Source organism: Verrucomicrobiota bacterium, from assembly GCA_039192515.1.
Classification (GTDB): Bacteria; Verrucomicrobiota; Verrucomicrobiia; order Methylacidiphilales; family JBCCWR01; genus JBCCWR01.
Genome location: JBCCXA010000015.1, coordinates 37,896 through 62,868, shown reverse-complemented (window position 1 = coordinate 62,868; position 24,973 = coordinate 37,896). Strand labels below are relative to the sequence as shown.

Annotated in this window: 28 protein-coding genes and 1 tRNA gene; 16 read left to right on the top strand and 13 right to left on the bottom strand. The window is 43.2% G+C overall.

Going from position 1 to position 24,973, the window contains the following annotated elements; genetic code table 11:
* Positions 1-42: 42 nt before the first annotated feature.
* Positions 43-774, bottom strand: coding sequence for an SDR family NAD(P)-dependent oxidoreductase (locus AAGA18_08415; GenBank protein MEM9445364.1), 732 nt, complete (start codon positions 772-774; stop codon positions 43-45).
* Positions 775-806: 32 nt separating this feature from the next.
* Positions 807-1,691: a dihydropteroate synthase gene (locus AAGA18_08410; protein MEM9445363.1), complete on the bottom strand. Its 885-nt coding sequence runs from the start codon at positions 1,689-1,691 to the stop codon at positions 807-809.
* Positions 1,692-1,904: 213 nt separating this feature from the next.
* Between AAGA18_08410 and AAGA18_08405 the strand changes: the two genes are divergently transcribed.
* Entirely contained in the window at positions 1,905-2,510 is a 606-nt protein-coding gene (locus AAGA18_08405) for a DUF4410 domain-containing protein (GenBank protein MEM9445362.1), read from the top strand.
* Positions 2,511-2,574: 64 nt separating this feature from the next.
* Here the strand turns inward: AAGA18_08405 and AAGA18_08400 are convergent, their stop codons facing one another.
* Entirely contained in the window at positions 2,575-6,234 is a 3,660-nt protein-coding gene (locus tag AAGA18_08400) for a choice-of-anchor I family protein (GenBank protein ID MEM9445361.1), read from the bottom strand.
* Between the two features lie 487 nt (positions 6,235-6,721).
* On the opposite strand from AAGA18_08400, the gene AAGA18_08395 reads away from it, so the two are divergent.
* Together AAGA18_08395 and AAGA18_08390 are read left to right on the top strand one after the other, a co-directional pair.
* Positions 6,722-7,078 carry a hypothetical protein gene (locus tag AAGA18_08395; protein ID MEM9445360.1) on the top strand — a complete coding sequence of 119 codons (357 nt, stop codon included), beginning with the start codon at positions 6,722-6,724 and terminating at the stop codon, positions 7,076-7,078.
* 430 nt (positions 7,079-7,508) lie between these two features.
* Entirely contained in the window at positions 7,509-8,861 is a 1,353-nt protein-coding gene (locus AAGA18_08390) for an AsmA-like C-terminal region-containing protein (protein ID MEM9445359.1), read from the top strand.
* A gap of 10 nt (positions 8,862-8,871) precedes the next feature.
* Here the strand turns inward: AAGA18_08390 and AAGA18_08385 are convergent, their stop codons facing one another.
* Entirely contained in the window at positions 8,872-9,609 is a 738-nt protein-coding gene (locus AAGA18_08385) for a hypothetical protein (protein MEM9445358.1), read from the bottom strand.
* Between the two features lie 107 nt (positions 9,610-9,716).
* Between AAGA18_08385 and AAGA18_08380 the strand changes: the two genes are divergently transcribed.
* The 5 genes from AAGA18_08380 to AAGA18_08360 all read left to right on the top strand — a co-directional run bounded on the left by AAGA18_08380 (position 9,717) and on the right by AAGA18_08360 (position 13,648).
* Positions 9,717-10,481, top strand: a complete 765-nt coding sequence (locus AAGA18_08380) for a MotA/TolQ/ExbB proton channel family protein (GenBank protein ID MEM9445357.1) — start codon at positions 9,717-9,719, stop codon at positions 10,479-10,481.
* Positions 10,482-10,485: 4 nt separating this feature from the next.
* Complete coding sequence (locus tag AAGA18_08375; GenBank protein MEM9445356.1) at positions 10,486-10,896, top strand: biopolymer transporter ExbD; 411 nt, start codon at positions 10,486-10,488, stop codon at positions 10,894-10,896.
* Positions 10,893-11,675 (top strand): TonB family protein, encoded by a 783-nt coding sequence (locus AAGA18_08370; GenBank protein MEM9445355.1) that lies wholly within the window; start codon positions 10,893-10,895, stop codon positions 11,673-11,675. Before AAGA18_08375 ends, AAGA18_08370 begins: the two co-directional genes overlap by 4 nt.
* A gap of 221 nt (positions 11,676-11,896) precedes the next feature.
* A complete protein-coding gene (locus AAGA18_08365; protein MEM9445354.1) occupies positions 11,897-13,072 on the top strand; it encodes a biopolymer transporter Tol in 1,176 nt (391 codons plus the stop codon).
* Positions 13,073-13,075: 3 nt separating this feature from the next.
* Positions 13,076-13,648 (top strand): OmpA family protein, encoded by a 573-nt coding sequence (locus AAGA18_08360; protein MEM9445353.1) that lies wholly within the window; start codon positions 13,076-13,078, stop codon positions 13,646-13,648.
* On the opposite strand, the gene AAGA18_08355 is transcribed toward AAGA18_08360, so the two are convergent.
* The 8 genes from AAGA18_08355 to AAGA18_08320 all read right to left on the bottom strand — a co-directional run bounded on the left by AAGA18_08355 (position 13,638) and on the right by AAGA18_08320 (position 18,195).
* The gene (locus AAGA18_08355; protein ID MEM9445352.1) at positions 13,638-14,183 is read right to left on the bottom strand and encodes a TIGR00730 family Rossman fold protein; all 546 of its coding nucleotides are present in this window, start codon (positions 14,181-14,183) and stop codon (positions 13,638-13,640) included. The two genes, AAGA18_08360 and AAGA18_08355, sit on opposite strands and share 11 nt — an antisense overlap.
* A gap of 128 nt (positions 14,184-14,311) precedes the next feature.
* Positions 14,312-15,382, bottom strand: coding sequence for an HD domain-containing protein (locus tag AAGA18_08350; protein ID MEM9445351.1), 1,071 nt, complete (start codon positions 15,380-15,382; stop codon positions 14,312-14,314).
* 58 nt (positions 15,383-15,440) lie between these two features.
* Positions 15,441-15,516: transfer RNA gene (locus AAGA18_08345), tRNA-Met, on the bottom strand.
* A gap of 102 nt (positions 15,517-15,618) precedes the next feature.
* Positions 15,619-16,122: a 50S ribosomal protein L9 gene (rplI, locus tag AAGA18_08340; GenBank protein ID MEM9445350.1), complete on the bottom strand. Its 504-nt coding sequence runs from the start codon at positions 16,120-16,122 to the stop codon at positions 15,619-15,621.
* A 26-nt stretch (positions 16,123-16,148) separates the two neighbouring features.
* Positions 16,149-16,631, bottom strand: coding sequence for a single-stranded DNA-binding protein (gene ssb, locus AAGA18_08335; protein MEM9445349.1), 483 nt, complete (start codon positions 16,629-16,631; stop codon positions 16,149-16,151).
* Positions 16,632-16,655: 24 nt separating this feature from the next.
* Positions 16,656-16,991, bottom strand: a complete 336-nt coding sequence (gene rpsF, locus AAGA18_08330) for a 30S ribosomal protein S6 (GenBank protein MEM9445348.1) — start codon at positions 16,989-16,991, stop codon at positions 16,656-16,658.
* Positions 16,988-17,563, bottom strand: a complete 576-nt coding sequence (gene pth / locus AAGA18_08325; GenBank protein MEM9445347.1) for an aminoacyl-tRNA hydrolase — start codon at positions 17,561-17,563, stop codon at positions 16,988-16,990. The genes rpsF and pth overlap by 4 nt, the downstream gene beginning before the upstream one ends.
* A gap of 23 nt (positions 17,564-17,586) precedes the next feature.
* Positions 17,587-18,195 carry a 50S ribosomal protein L25 gene (locus AAGA18_08320; protein ID MEM9445346.1) on the bottom strand — a complete coding sequence of 203 codons (609 nt, stop codon included), beginning with the start codon at positions 18,193-18,195 and terminating at the stop codon, positions 17,587-17,589.
* A gap of 149 nt (positions 18,196-18,344) precedes the next feature.
* Here AAGA18_08320 and AAGA18_08315 point away from each other — a divergent pair, with 149 nt between their 5' ends.
* The 8 genes from AAGA18_08315 (at position 18,345) to AAGA18_08280 (ending at position 22,587) form a co-directional block, all read left to right on the top strand.
* Positions 18,345-18,758, top strand: coding sequence for a hypothetical protein (locus tag AAGA18_08315; GenBank protein ID MEM9445345.1), 414 nt, complete (start codon positions 18,345-18,347; stop codon positions 18,756-18,758).
* A 326-nt stretch (positions 18,759-19,084) separates the two neighbouring features.
* The gene (locus AAGA18_08310) at positions 19,085-20,236 is read left to right on the top strand and encodes a transporter (GenBank protein ID MEM9445344.1); all 1,152 of its coding nucleotides are present in this window, start codon (positions 19,085-19,087) and stop codon (positions 20,234-20,236) included.
* A 168-nt stretch (positions 20,237-20,404) separates the two neighbouring features.
* Positions 20,405-20,848 carry an acetolactate synthase gene (locus AAGA18_08305; GenBank protein MEM9445343.1) on the top strand — a complete coding sequence of 148 codons (444 nt, stop codon included), beginning with the start codon at positions 20,405-20,407 and terminating at the stop codon, positions 20,846-20,848.
* A 183-nt stretch (positions 20,849-21,031) separates the two neighbouring features.
* Positions 21,032-21,445: an aquaporin gene (locus tag AAGA18_08300; GenBank protein MEM9445342.1), complete on the top strand. Its 414-nt coding sequence runs from the start codon at positions 21,032-21,034 to the stop codon at positions 21,443-21,445.
* On the top strand, positions 21,418-21,606 hold the full coding sequence (locus tag AAGA18_08295) for an aquaporin (GenBank protein ID MEM9445341.1): 189 nt from the start codon (positions 21,418-21,420) through the stop codon (positions 21,604-21,606). Before AAGA18_08300 ends, AAGA18_08295 begins: the two co-directional genes overlap by 28 nt.
* Before the next feature lie 103 nt (positions 21,607-21,709).
* Complete coding sequence (locus tag AAGA18_08290) at positions 21,710-22,111, top strand: hypothetical protein (GenBank protein MEM9445340.1); 402 nt, start codon at positions 21,710-21,712, stop codon at positions 22,109-22,111.
* 110 nt (positions 22,112-22,221) lie between these two features.
* Positions 22,222-22,389, top strand: coding sequence for a hypothetical protein (locus AAGA18_08285; GenBank protein MEM9445339.1), 168 nt, complete (start codon positions 22,222-22,224; stop codon positions 22,387-22,389).
* Between the two features lie 54 nt (positions 22,390-22,443).
* Positions 22,444-22,587, top strand: coding sequence for a hypothetical protein (locus AAGA18_08280; GenBank protein ID MEM9445338.1), 144 nt, complete (start codon positions 22,444-22,446; stop codon positions 22,585-22,587).
* A gap of 147 nt (positions 22,588-22,734) precedes the next feature.
* Here AAGA18_08280 and AAGA18_08275 read toward each other — a convergent pair whose 3' ends face one another.
* Complete coding sequence (locus tag AAGA18_08275) at positions 22,735-24,780, bottom strand: methyl-accepting chemotaxis protein (protein MEM9445337.1); 2,046 nt, start codon at positions 24,778-24,780, stop codon at positions 22,735-22,737.
* Positions 24,781-24,973: the final 193 nt, after the last annotated feature.

Here is a 24,973-nt window from a genome sequence, read left to right as displayed (position 1 = left end):
TGCAACTTGTATAACATCATCCGTTCATGTTTTGATTGGCTACTAGCGTAGATTCCAACCACCGCTTGCTATGATATTAGATCCAGTAATATAGCCTGCCTCAGGCTTAATCAGGAAACGAATGGCTTCCGTGATATCCTCAAAGGCCCCCAATTTGCCTGCAGGAATCTTGGTAGGGTCTGGGTTGTCTATACTATTTTCTAGACAACCAGGTGAGACCATATTAACGGTTACTCCTTGCTTGGCTTCCTCCTGAGCGAATGATTTTGTTAGCATCAAGACGCCCGTTTTGCCTATGTGATAACTTATGGATAAGTTGCGTGCACCGATACGGTCACAGCTGGAATCTCCAATATTAATGATTCGTCCATTATTAGACTGGCGTAAAAGTGGGAGGCAGTTTTGGGTCATGAGGAAGGTCGTAGTGGCTGTGGAATGAATTCCTTCCTGCCATTCGGAAAAACTTAAATCTGAAAGCGTTTTCATATGATAGACGCCAGAGTTATTCACTAGTAGATCCAACCTACCAAAATTGTCGGTCAGTTCATGAACAAGGCGAATGGCTTCCTCAGGCTTTGTTAAATCCGCCTCAAGCACATGGGCCTTAGTGCCCAGGTCTTCTAGGATTCTTTTTGTTATAAAGGCCCCTTCTTTATTGCGGTAGTAATGCACGCCTATTTCAAAATTAATCTTGGCTAAATCAGTTGCGATAGCGCGACCTAATCCGCCTCCTGCTCCGGTGATAAGAGCTACCTGTTTTTTCGGGTCACCCATAAAAATTTTACCTTCGACTCCAATCTTAGTCGTTAATAGCACTCCATAGATTCTAATACTGCTTTCACTTTTGCTACCTCATGAGTGCGCAACAAATTGGTTTTACCTAAAAGAGCTAATACAGCAAAGAATGATTCCGCAGTGCGTACTTCTTCTCCAAAGAAATCAAAGGCATGTGGAAGGGCATGACATACTGGCCAACCTAGCTTTCGAAGGCGAAAGGTTTCTAGAAAAGTTTTCATCTGATATTGTATACGTTTCTTTCCATCTTGTAGATTGGCGTAGTAAAATCCTAAGCCAGGATCTATCCATATTCGCTCTACTCCACACTTAGTGGCCAATTCAATTTGCTTCGCAAAATAATCGTAAAGCACATCTGTGTGGTCGTCCGAGAGAATGAAATCATTGACTGACCGGACATGTTCACCTTGAACGTAGCAGATGATGACTCCCGCTTCGTAATCAGATAGCGTTTTAAACAGGGATTCATCGCCCACTGAGGAAGTTAGATTTAGCACTGCTGCGCCTGAATTTAAACATGCTTTAGTGACCGCGTCGTGATAAGTTTCTACAGATACTAAGATTCCTGCTTCATTTAATTCTTGTATCACTGGAACCAGTTGGGACGATTGAGCTTCAGAGCTAACTCTTTCTGCATTTAGGATGGTGGACTCTGCCCCTACATCTATGATTAAAGCTCCTTCAATAGCTAGTCTTTTTCCTCTCTGGATCGCTTGATCTATTGAGAGGCAGACACTCTCACGGTACCAGGAATCTGCAGAGAGATTAACTACGCCCATCATTTGGGTCTTAGAAGCGTCAAATGATTGCTGCCTGATTTTAAAACTGGCAACTTCTGACTTTAAATCTTCGCTGTATTTGCCAACTAGCTCGGCCAAATTCTCAAGTACTAACATCGGTATTTTATTCTAAATTTAACATGTGATTACAATAGGTGTTTATATCTACCTGGATTTAATGAATATCAAAAATTTAACTAAATATATAACGCTAAAAATTTGCCTTTAACTAATTTTTAACTAAATATGTCAATCAGATACTAATCAATGAGCCTGGCACTTCAAGAAACGAGACTCTTGTTTAATGGTTAATCGAAAAATTGCAAGTTTATGAAAATAAAAAATACTTTTTTATTCCTAACCGGGGTACTTCTCATATCCAGTTGTGCTTCTGTAAAAGTTGACGACAAAACAGTCGAGTATTATTCGCAACTCGAGTATCCAAAAAAGATCTATGTCAGCCAATTTGATACAGCAAAAGGAATTTGGGATGTAGATCGCAGTGGGAGCGAGTTATCTGATTTTAAAAAGAATGCTAGTGCCGAATTACAATTTATGATGGTTGAGCGTTTTCGTGAGATTGCTCCTACATCTAACACACCAAAGTCGTTGCCTGGCTCTGGTATGCTAGTAAAGGGTGAATTTAAAAAAATTAACCAGGGAAGTCGTGCATTGCGCATGGGTATAGGGTTTGGTGCTGGTGGAACAAAAGTTGAAGCACTTGTGAAAATTTACAATCTTGCGAAATCCAAGACCAAGCCAGCTGTATCCTTTAGAACGACAGGTGGTTCTAATGCGCAACCCGGGCTTATTGCTGGTGGATTGTTAACAGCTCCAATATTTGCTGCAGCAAATTCGACAGGTCTTACGTCCGACTGGGAAAGGACATCTAGAGAAGTCCGTAACTTTATTCTCAATAATGCCGACAAAAAGTAACTTTGTAATATAAAAAGAGGCCTGCACTAGGCAGGCCCCTCAAATATCAATCAACAATTAGAATTTATTGAATTTCAAAAATAGCAACAGTTCCACTGACCTCGTAAGCCACCACAAGAAGAGGCGTGCCAGTTGGGCTGTCAGTAGCTGGAATAAATTCTATTCCTTCGGGGGCGAGATCGCCAGCAGTGCCAGCCTCGGCATCTCCATTGAAATCACGAGTGTTAATGTATTGAACAAACACGGGATTCTTATGCTTGGTGATGTCATAAACCATGATCCCACCAACTCTTTCTAGACCAATGAAAGCATAGTTACGGTCATTTACCTTTCCTACGGCTATGCCTTCCGGTTCTGGTCCTTTGTCATCACTACGGTTGTCAAAAGAACCGTTTTCATCGTTAGTTGAATTGAAGTCTGCAGGTATTAGAGATGCGGTAATGCATTCAAATTCAGAACCACTGTCGTAGAGTAACTTAATCTTATCGACGTTCTTCTTAACTTTCCAGATTGAGAAAGAGCGAGCACCATATGTATGGATTTCATCGAAATCACCGTCGCCATCTGTGTCACCTGCAGCGGTTGTAACATTGATGCGTCCCAGCTGCTCGTCCTCTTGAAGATCAGCAGCGTCAGGGAAAATGGTAGGATCTAGTGTTAGATCATTACCACGCTCCTCTTCGCTAAAGCCATCATAGTCTCTGGCATCGCCTTCATTAGCAGTTAGGATGAAGGTATTTCCATTCTTATCGAATGACGCAATAGCATCAGGCTGATACATCCCGAGAACAGGCCAAGGTTGTATATTAATGGTGTCATCTCTGTTTGAAGGATCCAATGCGGATTGATTCCAGTCTTTAAGGCCAAAAGCATCAATGCTTTTTACCGTAGCTGATGGAATATCGATAATTGCTAAAGCATTGTTCTCCTGAAGCGCCACAAAGGCTGTTTTAGAATCACCAGATACCGTGATGTATTCAGGTTCTAAATCTTGAGCAACACTAGCTCCAGGGCCAAAGATGCGAACTCCGTCCTTCCTCAGCTTTTTCTCACTATCATTGAAAGCATCAAAAGAAGCTGTTCTTACAAATGGTGAGCGAATTGGACGACTAGGTCTACCGAACCTTTCTAGCCATCTATTGATAAGGAGTGAAAAATAGGTAGGCCTCATTAACAAAATGCTAACAGATCCCTCTGGGTCGATGCTATAGTCATCGGTAGGTTCGCCCTCATTAGCCACTAGCACATATCTGGAATCAGGGGTGAAAGTGATCATGTCTGGTAAGAACCCAGCAATTGCTGTGGTTAATAAATTACCGTCTACATCGAAGAATGCTACAATGCCCTTTAATGGAGTTTCTAACTCATCAGTAGCATTGCGCTGAACTGCTACAGCAACAAGTCCATAGGATACTGCTACACTGTTTGGAGATGTTTCAACATCTTCGCTTCCGAAGAGTGCTTGAATATCAATTTGCCCGATTGGTGTTGGTGATGTGACATCACTCATGTCTAGAATATCTACAGTTGCTGAATTGGCATTTACAACGAATGTGCGTTGTGAGGCAGCATCAAAAGCTGTAATTTCCGCAGCACCTTCATCAAAGATTCCAGTTGCGTAAGAACCAATCTTAACGAGCTGGATTGCACTTTTCTTAGGAACAACTGGAGGCCATGCCACGCTGTCACTACGGAAGAGTAGGTTCTGGATGCGGCTATCTTGGCCAACAGCTGTCTCTGCAATATCAAATGGCTCAACGGAGTAATTCGCTATTAGGTATTCAGCAAGAGCCTGTTGTTCACCAACTACTCCAAGGGAGTCTATTAGATCTATGATGTCTGTTCCAGTAGTGAGGAAGTCATATCCGTCACCCATGAAGTCCACAAGGAAGTTTAGAGTAACTAAACGAATAGGGCGTGTAGGGTCACCTTGCAAAATTCCATCCTCAAGAAGAACATCAAGCGTATTTCCTTCTAGGTCTTTAATCGCCGCTGTGACTACTCTTCTTCCTACTGGAGCTAATGGGTCAAAGCTGAATGAAAGGCCACTTATTTGTGGGAATCTTCCAGGTGTATTACCTGGGTGACTATCTGCTACACCATGCTCTAGGATATCGATAAGACTTTGAGCAGGAAGTGTAACGAGTTTCAGCGTGTTGTTGAATCTTAGAGTATTTTCAATGTCTAGCTGAGAGATATCTCCTGCTAGTTTGCCAGCACTTGGGTTAGCTTCAGTTGGAAGGAGCTCCCCTGTAGTTCCATCAATAGAGCCGATCTCAGCGCGAATGCCTCCACCGTTTTTGAATGATAGCAAAACGGATGGATCAATGCTTTGAGCTTTAGTTAAGTTGGCATCAGCTGTTAAGTTACCCATATTCGTTTCTTCAGTTCGCACGAAATTACGGCGTCCTTCAATGAAGACGGCTGTTTTTCCATAAACGATTCCATCCTTAGCATTTACAACGGCTGCAACTGCGTCTGCGACCACTTTTACTGCTGCGCCCTTTGTACCCGGTGTGAACGGCGCGACCAGGTCACCCCATAAGCTGATGACTCCACTGTCATCAGTGGCATATGCGCCATTAACGATTGGGTCAATGCTTAGAGGGTCAATGACACCTGTAGCATCAAAATCAACAACTAGGCGTCCAACATAGCTGTACTCACCGTCTGTGCTGACAATAGCACCAGGAGTTCCATTCTTGTCAGATCCAATGTAAGGGTATGTTTCATCGGCAACATCTCCTGAACGCAAAATATCCGTTCCGTCTGCTTGAAGTGTGTCAGATCCTCCAGCGATAATAATATCAACATTCTCTAGTAACCCTAGAAGTTCTTTTTCAAGGGCGATTTGTTGTAAGTGAGATACGACAATGATTTTGTTGATGCCGGCAGATGTCATGGCATCCACTACAGGCTGGACGATAGAAGCTAAAGCAGCCATGTCATTAGTGCCAGCTCCTGGTTCCAGAATCGTAGTTAGACCAGGTGAAGATATAGTTGCAAGTAGTGGTGTTGTTACGCCGATTACACCATAATTCTCAGCACCTCTTACAATGATTGTTGCGGGAGCAAGTTTAGGTGTATTAGTTGCAGCAGTTAAGTCTGATGGTGTAGAGATAAATTCTGTGCTCTCTAATACATCAGTAGTAAAGAGATCTGAGAGTTCACCGTCTCCTGAGAAATCTAGGTTGCTAGATAGGTAGGGGAATTGCGCTCCGAGCCAACGAACATCACCAAGAGTGGCGCCACGGATATCAGAGCCAATGATACTCTCTATGGTGCTTGTTCCAGCATCGAACTCATGGTTACCTAACGCAGAAGCATCAAATCCAATGAGATTCATGATCGTGATGTCAGCTCTTCCCGGAGATTCGCGGACGTTAGTCAGCGCACGCTCATCGAAAAAGTTCTGGTATACTGTTTGGAAGATGTCGCGCAAAGAGCGGTCACCAGCTGCGCCAAAAAATGGCCCTGGGATGTAATTATCACCAGCAGATAAGATGATTGAATCATAACCATGAGTAGTAGCATCAGTTTCTAGTGATTCAACGACAGCAGCAAAGTTAGGCGCATCTTTGACCGCATCAACACCACCTTCTAAATCAGAGGCATGTAGTATTTGCAGCGTAGTTTGTGCAAAGGCAGGCTCCAAGCCTGTCGTTAGAAGTGCGATAAACGCACCGGTAAGAATTCTTAGATTCTTGATTAAGTATTTTGTCATATATGTTGTATTCACAATTGGTTTGTTTTTTAACTTTTATTCAGTTGGGTTCAAACCCACGCTATAACCTAAAGCAACTTAAGATTCTTAGCCGTTACGATTAAGTGACATTTATGTGAAGAACATTGGCTCATATTTTGAGATTATCATGAATAGATACATAATAATTATTTCATATCCATTAATGCAAATAAGAGATGACTATTGCGAGGCCTGTATTACATCTGTGGATGTGAGATAATTATCCATTTAGATGAGAAGATTCTTTGGTGTAAAAATAGTGACAAGTATCGGCGTTATATTGGAATAACGGTGAGCGCTACTAAAATACTAACCCTAAAGAAAGAAAAACAATGAATAAAAAATAGGTCTATTAATTATGCTGCTTTCAGCAGCATCTGTATTCTCTACTATAGCATACAGACAAAAAATATAGTTACTACTACCGGTAGTGATGGCATGAATCCTCCATTTGCTCAAGCAGGCAATGGACAGTTTGGACAACTATGGATATCCGGATTTGCGAGAGCTAGCTTATACGATGTTAGTCATGAAAGTAAGCCAAATAAGAAAAACAGCAGGCTCAGGTAAGTCGAGTGTCGACAAGTCCATGGCAGAGTTTAAAGAAAAGGAACAAGAACTCTTACTTCAACTTGGAACTCAGAAAGAAAAAATGGGGGAATTGTCAGAAGAGAAGGAGTTCCATGAGGCTTTGATTGACTATCTTCAATTATCGGAAGAACAAGCAGAGCGAATAGATTCTATTCTTGGTGATTCAGCGACGGCGATAAATAAGGCATTGTGGATAATGTGCTGTTTTATCCATGCAAGATCCATCTACTAGGCAAACAGTATATCATGTTGAAGATATTGCGGAGATTCAAAAGACATATGTGGACGAGTTAGGCCAGAAATTGTCAAGTGAGATGGACGAGCAACGTTCAAGGTATTTGATGGAGAATTTAAAGTGCAATTCGAAAACATTATTTAATGACCGGGAGGTTCTGCTACTGTCATATTCAGTATGGAAGAAGGTGCTAATGCTAGAAAAATGCGCTACACGACTGAGAATGACATTAGAATTCGAGTCATGGACTGCAGTTTTCAGAGGTAGATGAGCTACCAGAAAAATGAAGACCTCTAGCAACATGGCCACATTAATTACTAAGATGCTCTGATTCGGGCCTCTGAGCAAGTAGCTCGGTTTCTAGTTATCTGACATCATTATTGTAGCATTGACCTATTGATTCGGGTGTCTTTGATAGTAAAAGACTATGAAGGCCATGAAACCGTCGAATTTGCGCGCTCAACTTAAAACAGTTAAAGCACTTAGTCCGCTCGCTAAGCTTCTCATCTTAACGACGGCATGCATGGTTATTTTAGGTATTGGGGTGCTAGCTTTCTATAACTCTGGCTTCTTGTTGGGCTCTACTCCATTGCGTGGATGGCTTATTTCCCTCATTAGTCATAATAGTGATGGCGGAACGGCTTCTTTTTCATCTATCAAGGGAACGCCTTTGAGACTAACTTTTTATGACTTCAAATATAGTACACCCGCAGATACCAGAAATTTCCAGAGCCTAGAGACAAAGCAACTGGATATTTCTTTTGCGCTTTGGCCAGTTCTTCTGGGTAAACTAGATATTACAGAGATTCAAACGCACGATAGCACTATCCAGTATCACTTGTCGTCTGGACTACAAGAAAGGCTATGGACAAAGCTTGATATTGAGCGCTTTTCTGCAGTAAATGCAAAGGTAGTCGTTCACGATCTGAGTGGATATGATTTGAACTTAGCAAATTGTGATTTGGAGATAGAACGTCCGCACCTGAGCTCACATGAGAATTTTCATCTGAAGATTCGTTTTAAATCTCCGCAAGCTGAAATTGGGCAAATGACTTTGATTGATCTTGAAAGCAGTGCGCAACTTAGGAAAGACACACTTGTTGTTGAGAACCTAGAAGCAGTATTTGGTGGCGGTGATTTAGTGCTTTCAGGAAAAGAAAGCCTGACAGGTGACCACGGTATTCATGACTTATCCATCAAGTTAAGTGAGGCGAAAATTGAGCACTTGCTTCCAAAGCTTGGTTATTCTGAGCGCTTCAGTGGCGTGGTATCTTTAGAATTACTAGCATCTGGGAACTTTACCCCTACCGCTAAATCACTTAATGGAAGCGGTCATATAGAACTTTCGGATACAACAGCTAAAGTTGTCTTTCCGACCTTTCCCATGAATAATGATGCGCGAATCATTCGGGAGCTTAAAGTAATCAAGGCACTGCGAGGAGAGAATGCGTTTCTCTTAGAAAATGGAAGCATTACCGCAAATGATTTTGAGTTAATGAATGACAACCTAGATTTAAAGGGGAGCCTTAGAGTTCATTACGATAAAGAAGTAAAGAGTAGTTGGGTGCTCAATACAAATGAGGCGATAGCTGCTGGTATCCCTGAAATAGCAAGAAATGTTTTTAAAAAAAATGATCGTAATGGCGCTATTATTCCGTTTGAGATGGTTGGCACAACTGAGCAACCTAAGGTGAAAATGGATTATCTCATTGCGGAAGTGTTAAAAGACAAAGTGAAGGGCTTTAATCCTTTAGAGATTTTTAAGAAAAAGAAAGAATAGCTGCAGTGTGCTACTCAAAGGACTGAAAAGGCTCTAATGGCTCGGTACTATTTTGTGATTCGGGTTCTAATTCAGGCTCGGGAATCACGACAACTGGTGGAATTTGCTGAATATTGGTGGCGGCAGTTTCTTGGATAGCTGCAGGGTCAATAGGGTCCTCGATGACGAGGCTGTCGAATGAGCCAGCCAGTGCAGCTTGATTCTGTGTCAGCTCAGAAAGTAACACTTCTTGTCGCACCGCATTTTTCTTCATTTTGCCAACTTCTATCTTCACCTCCTTTACAGACTTATTGATGTCAGACATTCTCACAGTTTGACCTTTGCTGAAGGTATCAACAACGGCAAGTTGCTTAGAAACCTCATTGAGCTGAGTCTTTAGTTCCTCATTAGACTTCCAAAGCATGACGAGGCAAGCTCCAAGAAAGACAGAGACGACAATGACTCCTCCTAATAAGAGTTGTGTGCCTTGATTGGAGTTTGGCTGTGGTTTAAGGGGAGGAGGAGTGGTAGGAACTTGAGATAGCTTGGATGCAGTCGCTGTGGGAGGTCGCCACGATCCAGGAGCATGGGTGTAAGGAGCCCGATTGGGGTCATAGTTAACATTTTGTGGGATAGCCAATGGCTTGGTTTGACTCTTCTTGTTAGGTGCGGCGTCAGGATTGATATCTGGTATGATAATACGACCTGTAGTGGTATTGATTTCGCTAGGTTTCAGCTTTAGTTTTTCAGGATCCGGTTCGTGTTCCATGGCTGTGTGTTCCCTAATTACAAGATAGATCCATAATACTAATAGTCAATCTCAAGCTTTCTTGGCTGAAATACTGCTCAGCATTGACGAATGAACTTAGGTTTACAATGATATTGAGAATGTTTAACACGATAGTCGTCAGCTCGCTGAATCTTCTCTCTATATCAGGACCTTTGTATGCTTTTGAGAACTCCAATTTAGCGGGAAAATTTATTATCCTTATCCTCTTTATGGCCTCTCTTTTTTCTTGGACTGTTATGGTCGTAAAATTCTCTTTTATTACAACTGCGCAAAAGCAAAACAGAATTTTTCTTAATAGGTTTAGGTCCGCTAAGCGTCCATTACTTCTATTCAATAGCAAGAGACACTACGAGCCTTCGCCGTTAGCAGCTATCTTTCGCCAAGCAGCATCTGAGCTATGTTTTCACTTGTTAGGATCTAGTGAGATAGACGAAACCTTTGAGTCTAGATTGGAACGTGCTAGCCATGTTACCCCGGAAGCGATGAAGGCAGTCCGATCTTCTCTGGAGCAAGCAGTGAGCGAGGAGGCACTTAAAATTGAATCACAGCTTATTCTGCTAGCCACGGTTGTTAGTGGTGCGCCTTTTTTAGGGTTGCTCGGAACCGTTTGGGGAGTGATGGATGCTTTTACGGATGTGGCACAAGCCGGTAACTCTAGTCTACAAGTGCTTGCTCCAGGTGTTTCGGGGGCATTGCTAACGACCATAGCAGGACTACTTGTGGCTATTCCGGCCATGTTTGGATACAACTTTCTATTAAACACGATTCGTAAGCTAACAGTAGAAATGGAGAATTTTTCTGTAGAATGCGCTAATCTTTTTGAGCATCAATTTAGTCAGAGAAAATTTTAGAAGAATGAAGCGTTTTTCAGATAGATACAAAAGGGACATTGTTAATGATCTGAATGTTACTCCCCTGATAGACTTGGCCTTTACTTTGCTTATTATTTTTATGATAGCAACGCCACTTATCGAGCAGCAGATGGAGGTCGAACTTCCCAAAGCTTCAACTGCAGATCCCATTGACACAAAGGATGTTCATTTTCTTTCAATCAATAAGTCAGGGCAGATTTTACTAGATAAGAAGCTACTCACTAAGGCGGCACTCGAAACAGCATTGCTGAATTTGAAGAATCAAAACCCTCGTGCGGTTATTTCTCTGAGGGCAGATATGAATACGAAGTACGAAGCGATCGTCTATGTCTTCGATGCCGTCAGAAAAGCCGATATAAAAGTCGGATTAGCAACTCTGCCAGATCAATCATGACAAAGACGCCAGACTTATTTTTTTGGAGACGCTTTGGCCTTGTGACCGCCGCTCATATGGTAATATTGCTTTTCTTACTCTTTGCTTTCAAAATACCCCATCAGGAAAAGCAAGAATTTCAGTTCATAGAGCTTGTAGATTTAGAAGGATTAGAAGCCGTTCAAGTACCTTCACCAGTCCAACGGTATCAAAAACCTGTTACCAACCAGCATATTGCTAAGCCAGCTTCACCTTCGAATCGAGTTGTTAGAGAGATAGCCGCTCCACCCAAACCTAAAGTAGCTCAAAAGGTTGTTAATCCTGTTGAGCCTGCGAATAAAAAATCGGAACCTACTCAGGCCGCTAAAAAGCCACAGCCGAATATCAGCACCAAGATAGTAACAAGATCAAAAGAACCACTGAAGCCTAGCCCTGTTGTGACGCGGTTGAGCCAAAGTTCTAAGCAGGATATTCAAAAACGACTCCATAGCGTTTTAGGTCAAACAGCTTACTCTGATTCAGCTCGCTCAAACACAGCTGACTGGTACAACGCGCTCATCATAAAGTCCGTAAAAAGCAATTGGATGAAGCCCTCGAACGAAAATCCTCTGGTGGCTCAAATGAGTGTGACAATCAAGCCTGACGGTAGCATCATTTACAACAGAATTATTAAGTCTTCACAAAAAGCAGCTTTTGATCAGTCCATTGTGAAGGCTATCCAGGCTACTAAGCGTGTCTCCCAGCCATTACCCTCTAATCTTGGCAACCCAAGCTACCAGGTAACCCTACAATTCGAGTAGATTTCACCTGTACAATTTTATTGTCCTATGCATCATGGTTTCTAGTTATATGTTCAATTTTAAGCGGGATTATCCATTAGGAAATGAGTGAGGTGCGTAAAAGTTTGAGTGAAAAGAAAGAGAGAGACACTGAAGGTTCTCTTCTGAAGAGGCCATCAGAAGGGCTATATGCTTCCTGTTGCCAGGATCTTGTGAAGGTCTTGCGAAGCTTACGGCATAATATGGCTATTCTAGTTATTTCACTGAGAATGATCCTGGCGCTTCTGGCTATGGGTGCTCTCTTTATGCCATTTCTTGCCGCTGGCCAACCCGTTTTAGTTATCGAGGGAGACTCAGCTATTCCAGTCGCAGTAGGAACTATCAAGGGCGGGCAAGCAGATCTAGTAAAAACGGTATTAACAAATGACCTAAACAATAGTGGCTCTCTCAAAGCAGTAAATAGTGAAAAGGGTGTATACCAAGTATCAGGCTCTATCTCTGGAAATACGATTACCGGTAGATTGACTGACCCTTCTGGCAAAGAAGTGTTTGCTCAGAGGTTTACGGATAACCTCAGGCGCGCAGCACATCAGTTTAATGATGAAGTCGTTCTCGCTATTACGGGCAAACCTGGAATAGCCACGAGCCGTATTACCTTTATTTCGAGTCATTCTGGAAAGAAAGAAGTGTATATGACGGACATAGATGGGCATAACATACGCCAACTTACTTCTGATAAATCTATCAGTTTGGGTCCGAAATTTTCACCTAGTGGTGATAGTATAGCATACACATCTTATAAGAGTGGTTACCCAGATGTATGGGTCATTAATCTTGTCTTACAAAAAAGGCGCTCGGTCAGTTTTTACCCAGGGATTAATTCTGCTCCAGCTTTTTCGCCTGATGGGGCCAAACTGGCCTTAACCTTATCAAAGGATGGAAATACGGAACTCTATACAGTCAATGCCAATGGAGGCTCTCCAAACCGGCTAACAAATACTAGAGGAACAGAAGCATCGCCTACTTGGTCGCCTAGTGGTAAGGAGATTGCTTTCACATCAGATGATCGAGGTTCTCCGCAGATTATGATTTTGAACAGATCTTCGAAATCGGTGCGTCGGATGAGGACAAATTCTACTTACACTACGGAGCCTGCTTGGTCGCCTGATGGTAAAAGTATTGCCTACTCCATTATGACTGCTGGACAGATGCAAATAGGTATATCAAATCCACTAAATGGCAACCAGTCTATTCTTACAACCGACGGCTTTTGTGAATCTCCGAGTTGGGCGAGAAACTCGCGCCATTTGATCTACACGCGCAAAGGAAAAATTTATTTACTTGATGCCGTTACAAAAAAAACCAAGCCTATAGCACTATCAATTAGCAAATGCTCTGAACCCCACTGCTCAAGATAAACCATGAATAAGAATACAATGAAGAAAATGATTATATCCAATAAAGTTGTAATAGCTCTAGCCACTGCCTTTTTGTCAGTGTCGTGTAGTAATACCAAGAGACTACCTCCAGATGAAGGTATTTACGACAGCAATGCAGGTGTTAACACAGGTGGAGCTTATGAGGATTTATCAACTATCCCTGTTCCTGCGCTGCCAGATAGAGATCCTTCATTAAATCCCGAAGATGCAGATTATCAAACATTGGCAGCGTACACAGTCTACTTCGGCTTTGATAGTTTTAGTATAGCAGCTTCAGAAAGGACTAAGCTTGAAGAGGTGGCGAATTACCTTAAAGCGAACGGCGATGTGAAAGTGATCCTTGCAGGACATACGGATTCAAGGGGTACAGTCCAGTATAATTTGGGTCTCGGAGAGCGTAGGTCATTGGCGGCGCGTGATTACCTGATAGGTTTGGGTATTGCCTCTTCTAGACTAAATACTATTTCTTATGGAGAAGAAAGACCAGCAGACTCAGCTGAGAGCGAAGCTGCTTGGGAGAGGAATCGTCGAGCGGAAATAGGAGTTATTCGTTAGCAAAGGTGAGTAGCGGGAGGAGCTTCTCAGAGCTAAGACATATGTCTATTTTAGCTAGATGCTCTTGGCCTAGAAATTTCTCTCTCGACATCTTGTCTAGAAACTTCAATAAGTCTTCGTAGTAATTATTTGTATTGAGAACTCGAATGGGCTTTTCGTGTAATCCTAGCTGGGCCCAGGTAAAGATTTCAAAGAACTCTTCAAGGGTGCCGATACCTCCTGGCAAAACGATGAAGCCATCTGCAAGCTCAGCCATTCTCGATTTGCGTTCATGCATGGATTCTACCACAATCAGCTCTGTGACTTCCATTAGACCAAGTTCAATGTCCATGAGTGCTTGAGGAATAATCCCAATAACTTGACCTTGATGCGATAAAGCGGCTCTTGCAAGCTCTCCCATCAATCCTACATTTCCGCCCCCATAAATCAGGGTAATACCATTATCTGCCAGCAGGTGCCCAACCTTTTGAGCCTCTGCTTTATAAATAGCATCAACTTGATTGCTCGATCCGCAATATACACATATTTTTTTCATCAGTAGGGATCTCTTCCCTCGCAGCTCAGGCTTTTATGCATCTGGTTCAACTTATGAGGAGACATAAAGTGTACGAAATCCGCTTAATGCTCCATCTCACGAAACTTTGGAATCAAGCATCTTGCCATTCATTCTACCAGACTGCTTTGAGAGGGCTCATAGGACTTTTCTATTTCTGCTTGGGACCATTGGCTTAGCGGCTTGGCAACGACGCCATGCAAAGGTCTTTGTGCTTCATAAAGTTCATGACAAAGCTCAATTTTTTGATTATAGCTGCCGCGCATCATTTCCATCTTTGCGTCTAGATTGTCTATGTAATGTAAAAGCCATGCTTCAGGGATTTTTGGAGTAACCGGGGCGCCGTATTGTAATTCACCGTGGTGGCTGGCAATTAAGTGTAATAAGTGATCTCTCAGAATGGGTGAAGGAATCTCTTGATCTTCAAATATTTCGGGGTTCTCTTGAACAGCTTCTCTCCATAACTTGTTGACTATTTCTATTCCCATAGAGATGTGCCCAAGGAGTTCTCCAGATCGCGTTTGCTCTACAGCAAAACCCTCTGATGGAAAATCATTTTCCCAAAGTTTACCGATGTCATGAAAAAGTATACCTGAAAAAAGTAAGTCAGGTGTAACTTCTGGATAAAGCGGGGCCAGTGCTTGGGCACAACGAAGCATTTGAGACGTGTGCGCAATTAGCCCTCCACGGCGGGCGTGATGATAAGTTCTTGCAGCAGCTGCGCGCTGCCATTTGGTTTCAAATTGCTTGAGACAATTAGCAGTAATGAGGGATAAGCGAGGTTCACTCAAAGACTCGAAGACTTCGCAAACATAGAACCAATCTTCGTCGATTTGGGCTCTTCTTTCGGGTGAGCCGGAAAAGAAAATAATTTTCTCTTCATCTTCTAAGCGACGCATCCGTGGGTCCTGCACATTCAGCCCATAGTCATTGCGGAAGAACTTTGCCTCTAACTCACAAACATCTCCTTTAAAGCTTTGTTCGCAAAAGTGAAAAGCTGCAGAACCGGACCAAATCTTAAGTTTTATCTTGGTATTTTCATCTGCTAGCTCCAGGTCATAATAGGGTTTATTGGATTGAGTGACAGCGGAGCGTAACTGCGTGATCTGTGCGTGAACAGATGCGTAATTCTCTTCCCCTGTAGAGGAATCGCCCGTAGCGAGATCGGAGATCGTTAGCATCCTTATAGCCTAAGAAAAATTAAGACTTTGGGAAGCATTTTGAAAGTAAACTAGGTAATGGTAGCAGTGGAGGGACTTGAACCCCCGACCAAAGGCTTATGAGTCCTCTGCTCTACCGACTGAGCTACACTGCCGTTGGATCTAACCCGCACTTTGTGAATAGTCCAGTTATATAAATTTAAGCCAAGCTCCACTGGCAAATCAAGCTTGTCCTCCTTTGTAACAGCTAAGCATTACTATTTGCTTTGAGAGGCTGCTTTATTGCTTTTAGGGTCTTTGCTTTCAGCCCCTGAGATATCTAGCACTACCTTGATGGTAGCGTGAACTCCACTGCCAAGGTCTGTGTCTAACTTGTGTTCGCCTTTTTCTTTAAGTGGCTGCTTCAGTTTAATTTTTTTTCTAGATAAACCAATACCCATTGCAGCTAAACGCTCTGTAATATCCTTGGCAGTGACTGAGCCAAAGGCTTTGCCTCCTTTTACGGCGCTTTCCAGTTGGAAAGTTAATGTAACGTTAGCCAGCTTAGCTGCCAATTCATTTGCGTTATTTAGTTCTTCTGCCTCGCGTTCTGCTCGACGCTTTTGCAGTTCTTCTACCATCTTCTTGGTGGCTCCATCTGCAACGATTGCGTAGTCACGTGGAATAAGGTAGTTGCGTGCATATCCTGGGCGGACCTTCACAACGTCCGCTTCAGAACCTAAGCCTGGGATGTGTTTCTTTAGGATTAATTCAATTGCCATGATTATATCTCCAATAATTTCTTATTTTAAAATGGTATATCATCATCGGATTGTGCAACCGATGATGGATTGTAGGACGAAGCGCTAGAACCACCGCTGTAACCGGGTTCAGGTTTCGCATCGGAACGGTAGCCCCCAGCAGAACTGGTGTGTTCGCTTGGGCCTCCGCTTGATCTTGTGCCGCCACTGAGAAATTGCACTCTCTCACCACGAACCCTCAGCCGGCTCTTCTTTTCGCCCTCTTGGGTCTGCCATTGATCAAGTTGTAAGCGACCTTCAACGAATAGGGGAGAACCTTTTTTCAAATATTGGTGGCATGTTTCTGCTTGGCGACCCCATACAACAACATCCACATAACACACCTCGTCTCGATCCGTTCCATCCTGGGCCTTATAAGACATATTGATGGCCATGGCTAAATCACCCACAGCTGTTCCTTTAGGGGTGTGTCTGATTTCGGGGTCACGAGTTAAGTTTCCCATCAAGAGGACTTTGTTGAGTGAGGCCATGGCTTTTCTCCGGTTGTTGTTTGTTTAGGCTGCAGACTCGGCGACTTCTTTCTTTTCGGACGGCTGCTTTTTGGGTTTTGTTTTGAGGTAAAACTGGCGATAGAACGTTTTGTTGAGGCGGTATTTGTCCTCCAACTCTCCTATCTTGCTAGAATCTAATTCAAAGTTCATAACTAGATAATAACCGGTATCTAACTTGCCTGCGGAACGTTCAAAACGACGCCTGTCTAGCTTTTGTGTACCGGTTACCGTTCCGTCTAAACTCTTGATGTCTTTGGTGATGAGATCAACATACTCTTTGACGATCTCTTCCTTGGACTGAATGTCCAAAATATAGGTTGCTTCGTAAGTTTGCTTCATGTTTCTGTGTTTCCTAAGAGCATGGCACTTTCTGGGCCAGCATGGTGGTAATGCTTAATCACCTCGGCACATTGCTCTTTCATTTTTTCTACTATGTCTTTCTCATCAGCCCCAAATTGTCCTAGAACATGGGTACTTAAGTCCTTGCCAGAATCTCCAGGTGGACCCACTCCACCGCGGAGCCTAGGATACTCTAATGTGCTCAGTGCTTGTTCTATTGACTTGAGCCCATTGTGTCCTCCAGCAGAACCTTTTGTTCTCAGCCGTAGTTTTCCAAGAGGAAGATTTACATCATCTACCATGACTAAAACCCGTTCAGCGGGTATCTTGAACCACTGCATGGCCCTGGCTACTACCGGTCCCGAGGTATTCATATAGTCCATAGGCTTAAGCAGCCAGATACTATTAGCCATCTGACACACCTGAGCTGAGGTGTATCTAGCTTTCTTCCAAGTTAGACGTTCCTCTGCTGCTAATTTATCCAATACCTCAAACCCGAGATTATGTCTCGTGTCACGGTAAGATAAACCTGGATTACCCAAGCCGACTACCAGGGATAAATGCCCGGACACGGCCTATTCCTTTCAAAAAACAATCAATCCTTGGCCTCAGCTGCTGCACGGGCACTAGCCGCACGAGCACTTCGAGGTAAGTGAATGATAAAGCAGTTTAATTCGCCTTGGTTAAGGATCTTTACGCCTTCAGGAGGGGTAATGTCGCGAATCTTCATAGCAGCACCTAATTCGAGATTGTTAATATCGGCTTCGACGTGAGATGGTAGAGCTTTAGGTAAGCATTCGACCTTAACGGAACGAATAATCTGCTCGAGAAGACCACCACCTGATTTTACTCCTACTGCCTCACCAGCTGGATGTAGAGATACTTCTGCGGTAATGGTTTTATCGTTGTCGACCTCTTGAAAGTCAATATGCTTGACGGTGTCTTTTAGAGGGTCCATCTGAATTTCCTGCACCAAGGCGAGGTGACTTTGCTTGCTGTCTTCTAGAGACAAATCGACGAGAAAATTTTTGCTCTCAATATGTTGGAAAGCCTTGATGACCTCATGAGTATTTAGTTGAATCGCTTTAGGTTCGGTCTTGCCATACAGTACTGCGGGTATTTGGCCCTCTCCGCGAACCTTCTTTACGGAACTACGCCCAATCTGTGTTCTGGGCTTTGCTTTCAGTGTTAGTGTCTCTGCCATTTTGTACTCCTAAATTGTGACGGGAACCGTGTATAGAACCTTAAAAGACCGTTTGGGTCAACCTAATTTGAACTTAAATCCGTATTTTTTTTGGTGAGAAGAATTAAATTGCTTAGGAGAGCATTTTAAGATTAGGATTTACTAGGATTATGGTGATTACACTGATCAGATCTAACAACTGTTTGAGGGGCTCATATATCCTTTTTGCCTTTGTTTTTTGCTTGCAGATTACGCAGCTTCACTTGCATTTTGCACAGCTCTATGCGTGGGGGCAGATGCTTCCAGACTACTACAAGGCAACGAATTCTTGGTCTTTGGCTCTGGATCAAACTCTTGATGGCCAGCACCCATGTAAAATGTGTGAACGAATCGAGGAAACCAGACATAGTGATCAGGAGCAGCGAAGCGTGACCTCCTTGCAAGCCTTTAAATTTCAAGCGTTATTCATATCTTATGTCCCGTATATACCATTAGCGTTGTCAGGTGAGCGCTTGCGGGTGTTGACCTGCGAAGGCTTGGTAATTACGGAACCTCCGTTATCTCCACCCCCTGAACTGATCTAGAAATCTAGGATAGCTCTAGGCTATAGTCACACCGAGTGCATTTACTGGTCGGCTGCCAGTAATTTGCTTCCACAGCAGTCTACTGGTAGAGCACAAGTAGGCTCTCCTAAAATCATTATCAACTCACTAAACCCGGGTTAGGTCATAGAACTTGAACGAGATGCGTAAAGGCTCAAGTCACAAGGAAAAGAAAGTCCGCGAAGGTGTATGCAGGTTATGCTTGTAGCGGACACTATGCTTCTTGGGGTGCAAGAAGATCTTGCGCATACCTCCGAGTGTTTTTGCATCATTTGGGTTAAATAAACATTTAAGAACAGAATAATCAGATGAACTTTATTAGATTTTATACACTATTAGGCGTCCTGAGTGCAGGCTTAGGATTTTCAGCGCTTAGCGCTAAAGAAGACTTTGTTATTGAAGAAACAGAAAGTAACGAATTACAGGCACTGGAGCATCATGCTCATGAGCATTCGCATAAACATGAGCATGCCCTCGCTCCAATTGGGGTAATGGGTTCCCATATTCATGAAAAGGGTGAGTGGATGTTTTCCTACCGCTACATGACCATGAGCATGGAACAAAATTATGACGGGACCGATGTAGTCGGCTCACAATCTTTTATCTCCGCCCCAGGTGCAGGCCAGCGTTACGTGATTGCACCGACGAGCATGCAAACTCAGATGCATGTGTTCGGGGGTATGGTAGGAGTGACCGATCAGCTAACCCTATCCATTATGGTTCCCTACCTAATCAAAGACATGTCACACATCCGATTTGATGGTGTTACTTTTGATACGCATTCGGAGGGGATTGGAGATCTGAAGCTGGGGGGGATGTATAAGCTCTTTGATCAAAACCACCAAACGCTACATGTCAATTTTGGCTTGAGTGTTCCAACTGGTTCTATAGCAAAGAGTGATTCCACACCTAATGCGCCTCCACCGCTTGGAAATACTGTGACGACTGAGCGGCGTTTGCCTTATCCGATGCAATTGGGTTCAGGATCAGTAGATCTACTGCCAGGCATTACTTACTTGGGTCAGAATGGTAAACTCTCCTGGGGTTCACAGGTTTCGGGCGTTTTACGCACCCATGAAAATAGTGAAGATTACACCCTAGGTCACGAATTTCATGGAACAGGATGGCTTGCTTACGAGTGGTTAGAGTGGCTAAGTAGCTCTATGCGCATCAGAGGTAAAATTTGGGGTGATATTTCTGGAAGGGATTCTGCAGTTTTGGTTCCTACACCTATGATGAATACTCGCCCTGCTTCCCTTGTAGTTCCAACTGCAGATCCGGAGCGACGCTCGGGCGAAAGAATAGATTTGTCTTGGGGCTTGAGGCTCTTGGTTCCAGGAGGTTTTTTGGAGGGGCATTCCATTGCCATGGAAGCAGGCCTGCCTGTTTACCAGAACCTGGATGGACCTCAGCTAGGAGGGGAATGGTTTGCCACTGCCGGATGGCAGTGGGCCTTCTAGTATCACCATTTAGCTTTTAGCATGCAGTGCTCTGTTTAAGACAAACAGAGCACGAACCCAGTAGCTCAGGGGCAGCCATTTGCTCTTCAGAATTCCTGAATAGATCCTAGAAAAAGTGGTGCATTTTCAAATGCATGCATTTATTCTCCAAGGGTGATTGAAAGAGAAGTGTCGCGTAAGCGCAAGGATCCCGTTGTCCAGTTTTCCGTTTTTACCGAGAATCGTTTGGGCCGCCTACTGGAGATCTTTAAGATGTTTAAGGAAACCGGCATTACCATCGTAGCGGTAACAGTCTTGGATACAACCGATAGCTCCATTATTCGCCTTATTTTGGATGATCCTGATAAGGCTCGAGCCATGTTTGAGGAGCACTTAATACCCTATGCAGAGACTAAAGTTTTGGCTGTTGAGTTCGATGCGATGACCCAGGTGCCGAATGTTTTGGCTTCCCTTCTTGAGGCGGAAATAAATATCCATTACATGTATGCATTTATTAGCCGTCCAAGTAGCTGTTCTGCGCTAGCAATCAATTTAGAAGATGCTGATGTTGCCGAACAAGCTTTGGGTAAGGCTGGTTTCCGTGTTCTCGGTCAGGGTGACATCACAAGATAGACCCCTGTGGAACTCATTTAGTTAACCACGAAAATTACTTTTCGAACATCCGCCTGCCCTTTAAGTACCGTCGGTATGAGCAGATCTTTAGTCAGAGAACTGGTTGCTGAGTTTGCGGGGACGTTTGCCTTGTGTTTTGGGGGAGTTTTAGCCGTCGAGCATTTAGCCTAGCAACCGGGCGCCCTGATTGGAATTGCCTTAGCGCATGGAGTTATGGTTGCAACATTCGCTAATGCAACCATGAAGGTGAGTGGCGCACAATTTAATCCTGTTATAACCATAGGTTTGCTTATCACTCAGAAAATGACCGTCCTAAAGGCGATTTTATACATCATTATCCAATGTTTGGCGGGCTTGGTGGCTGGGCTGCTACTGCTAGTCTTTGTCGATAGAAACGTGATCGCCCAGGGAACGCCCACGTATAATCCTGAAACAATAAGTCTCTGGCAGGTCATTTTGTTGGAAATGATTACGACCTTCTTCTTGCTTTATGTTATCTGGGGTTTGGCCGTAGATCCTAGAGGGCCCAAGCCCGTTGCTATTTACATAGGCCTTGCCGTCGCGTCGTCATGGGTATTCTTGCAGGAGGTCCCTTGACGGGGGTCGCGATGAATCCAGCGCGTCATTTTGGAACGGCAATCATTGGTGGAGATCCAGAACAACTACGGCAGATGTGGGTTTACTGGGCAGGACCCCTTGGAGGTGGACTCTTTTGTTCTTTGCTCTACCATCATGTTGTTTCTAGTAAGGAGGAATAGAAAAGGCCTTACGAGTTCATTGAGGGATACTATTATATTTGATTAAATATTCTAGATAACCTAATACTATGGCTATTCTACTTTCAAGCCTTCGTATAAATTTATGACAAAAGAAACAAAAAATATATTGCGATTATTAGCCTGTCTACTTAGTGCAAGTTTAATCATGGTGGGTTGTGCAACAGTTCAAGGTCTAACTTCAACACCTCCTTACAAATCCATTACAGTGCATGAGCCTTTTAAGTGGGGAGATGGAGTTCTAACAGTTAAGGTTCAGTTACCTGCGGGCAAATATGTTGCAACCTACGAGGATTCTAATGGCTATTACTACCAAGCGCCTAATAAAATAGCGGTGCGAGATAGTTTTTATTCTCGGCTAACTGAAGGGGGGCTATTTCTTCGAAATGGCACTAAAACACCTAAGGAGGCCTATTTTTTGAATCAGTATGATGTACCTGTTCGTGTTGATATAGGAGACCGTGCAAAGATCACCATGAATAAATGATCACACCATGCAAAGGTTGATAATTTTTAATGTGCTGAGCTTTTCCTAAGCCATACCGGCAATCCTCTTACACTCAAGATGCCTATCTAAATCATGAATGCTTTCCTGGGATGGAATACATGGATGTTATAGGCTTCGACGGTTATGGCATCTTGGAGCCCTCAACTATCCACTCTCCAATTATTGCGGGTATTGCGAAAAGATATAACGAAGTCGCCGCACTTACTGAGTGCAGTCAAAATAAAGGTTTAGAAAGGACGGATAATGCAAACTGGTAGACGGACTATCTGGCAAAATTTAAGGCAACTCCTGGGACAGGAGGAATAGCCTGGATGCTTACCTGGCGAAATGCTTCCAATGAGATTCTATGGATTCCCTATGTTGGACACCGCAATGAAGCGGACTTTAAAACATTTGCCGCTGATCCATGGATTATGCTGCAAGATGACCTCAATAACTTTCGAAAAAACCAATAACAGGATTTTTGAAACCGCCACATTTTCCTAGCCCGAATGAGAGATAAAAACGATCCATTATAGATTAAAGGCACAGGGGTAATCCTAATTTTGGTGGATTATATTGAAGGAAATTAATTTATGACGGCAGATGCGATTGTGCCTGTGCTAGAAGAATTCTGAATCATCCAGTTGGGAGCCGGCAGCGATAGGAGTAACTTGTCGACTTTGGGTAGAAGGAAGGCTGAGAGATTTTCCATCATTAGATGGTTCCCCATTTTGAGTATTCAAAGAGGAGGAATGGCCCTGTTCTAGTCTTACTCCTGACTTTGTAACTAAAGCCTCTAATTCTGCAATAATAGTCTTTAGTTCTCTTGCTTGTTCCTGAAGCACATTAGCAGAACTAGCGGTTTCTTCAGCACTAGCAGCATTTTGTTGAGTAGATGAATCGATCTCAGTAATTGCATTATTTAACTGTGATATACCTGCCTCTTGTTCGCGGGAAGCATCCGTAATTTGTGAGGTTGACTCATTTGATTCCTTAACTTTGCTAGAGATTTCATCCAAGTCCTTGCTGACTTTTGAAGAATTATCAGCAATGGTCTGCAAATTTTGATTTACCAGAATGCAAACCTCTTGCCCTCTATCACTTTTTTCGATGGAGTCTTCAATGAGCAAAGCGGTTTCTTTGGCCGCTTCCGCACTCCGCTGAGCAAGCCCCCGTACTTCATCTGCCACTACCGCGAACCCCAACCCCGCATCACCGGCGCGAGCCGCTTCTACTGCTGCATTTAAGGCAAGGATATTTGTTTGAAAGGCTATTTCATCTATTGTTTTAATCACTTTTGAGATAGACCCGCTGGCTTCCTTAATCGAGTCCATAGCAGAGTTCATCTTTTCTGTAGATTCCTTGATGGTGGCTACGCCCTGATTGAGTTTACCCATGCCATCTAGGCCGTTTTGAGCAGCAGCTACTGCTTGGGCGGAAAGTGTCTTGGATTTAACGCATGTTTCAGCATTACATTTTGTAATACTTGACATCTCCTCAACGGAGGCGCTTGTCTCCTCTAAAGATGCTGCTTGCTGACTGGATTGATCCGCTAAAGTCGTGCTAGAGCTAGTTAGTTCTCTCGCGGCAGACGCAGTAGTTTCTGATGCGTCTCTCAAGGAGCCTATAAGTTTTTTAATTGGACCGGTGACACTGCGAGATATCAGCAAACAACATACGATGCCTATGACAACCGAAATTATCAGTCCAAATACTACAGTGTTTTTGCCAACACTTAGAAGTTGGTGCTCCTCCTCTATCGTTTTGTGAGTCACATCTATAGAATCCTTTTCCATAGCAATAGCAGCATTGGTGAACTCTATTTCGATCTGCGTGATACTGTCTTCTAGCGCATACAACTCATGAATCAGTTTATCAAGTGTATAGAGTGACTCTTTGTAGTCATTCATATGTTGCTTAGCGACCCCTAGAAGCTCCTTTCCTTTGGCAGTCTGAACACCTGACTCTAGCTCTTTAAAGCCTCTTTCAACTTTAACAAAGGAATTGGCAGCCTCATCTAGTTCCTTAACATTATGAGTGAGCTCGGCATGTATAGCCATTGCATATATCGAAGCGGCCTCTTTTTCCAGCAAAGCCGTTGAGCTAATGAGCCCCATAATACGTGCTAACTCACTACTAGCTAAGGTCTCATAATTAGACGTTAATAATCCTCTCTCATAGGAAATAAATGCTTCGAGGTCCTCAACAAATAGCTTCTCGGTTTTTGCAAAGCCTGTTTGCGATTTATTTTTCTTATCTATTACTTGAATAATTTTTTGATATTCATCCGAAAATCTACGGAAAGAATTATCCATAATCTCAATATCTTTCCGAACCTTAGGCAGGTGGGTAAATTTGTTAACTGCTGCTATACCGTGATCCACTCCTTTTTTCACCTCAACTAGGTAAGTATCGGCCTTTTCACGAAATTTATCTTGTCCTGTAATGATATATTTTTCAACGTTGGCTCTTGCCTCTGTCCAGCTAGTAAGGACTTCTTCTGCAATCTCTAGAGCCTCACCACATTCTTCACTTACAATGGTAGATAGCCCAGTTGCTTGAGACATAATAGCGTAGCAAACACCGCCCACTATTAACATTAGCATTAGTAAAGTAGCAAAACCTATTGACAAGCGGTTTCCTATAGTCAATTTTGATAGCACCATATTATTCCTTATTTAAAAAATTAGTGGCCGTAATGAAATATCGGCCTCGAATTCTTTATCTTGAAGCTTAAAGCTCAAAATTTACTAACATTTCAAGAATATGGACCTCTAAAAACGGACTATGCATATAAGTGGATTAAGACTCGAATACACTCATAAATTAAAACACTTAGAGCAATATTTATCTCCTTTG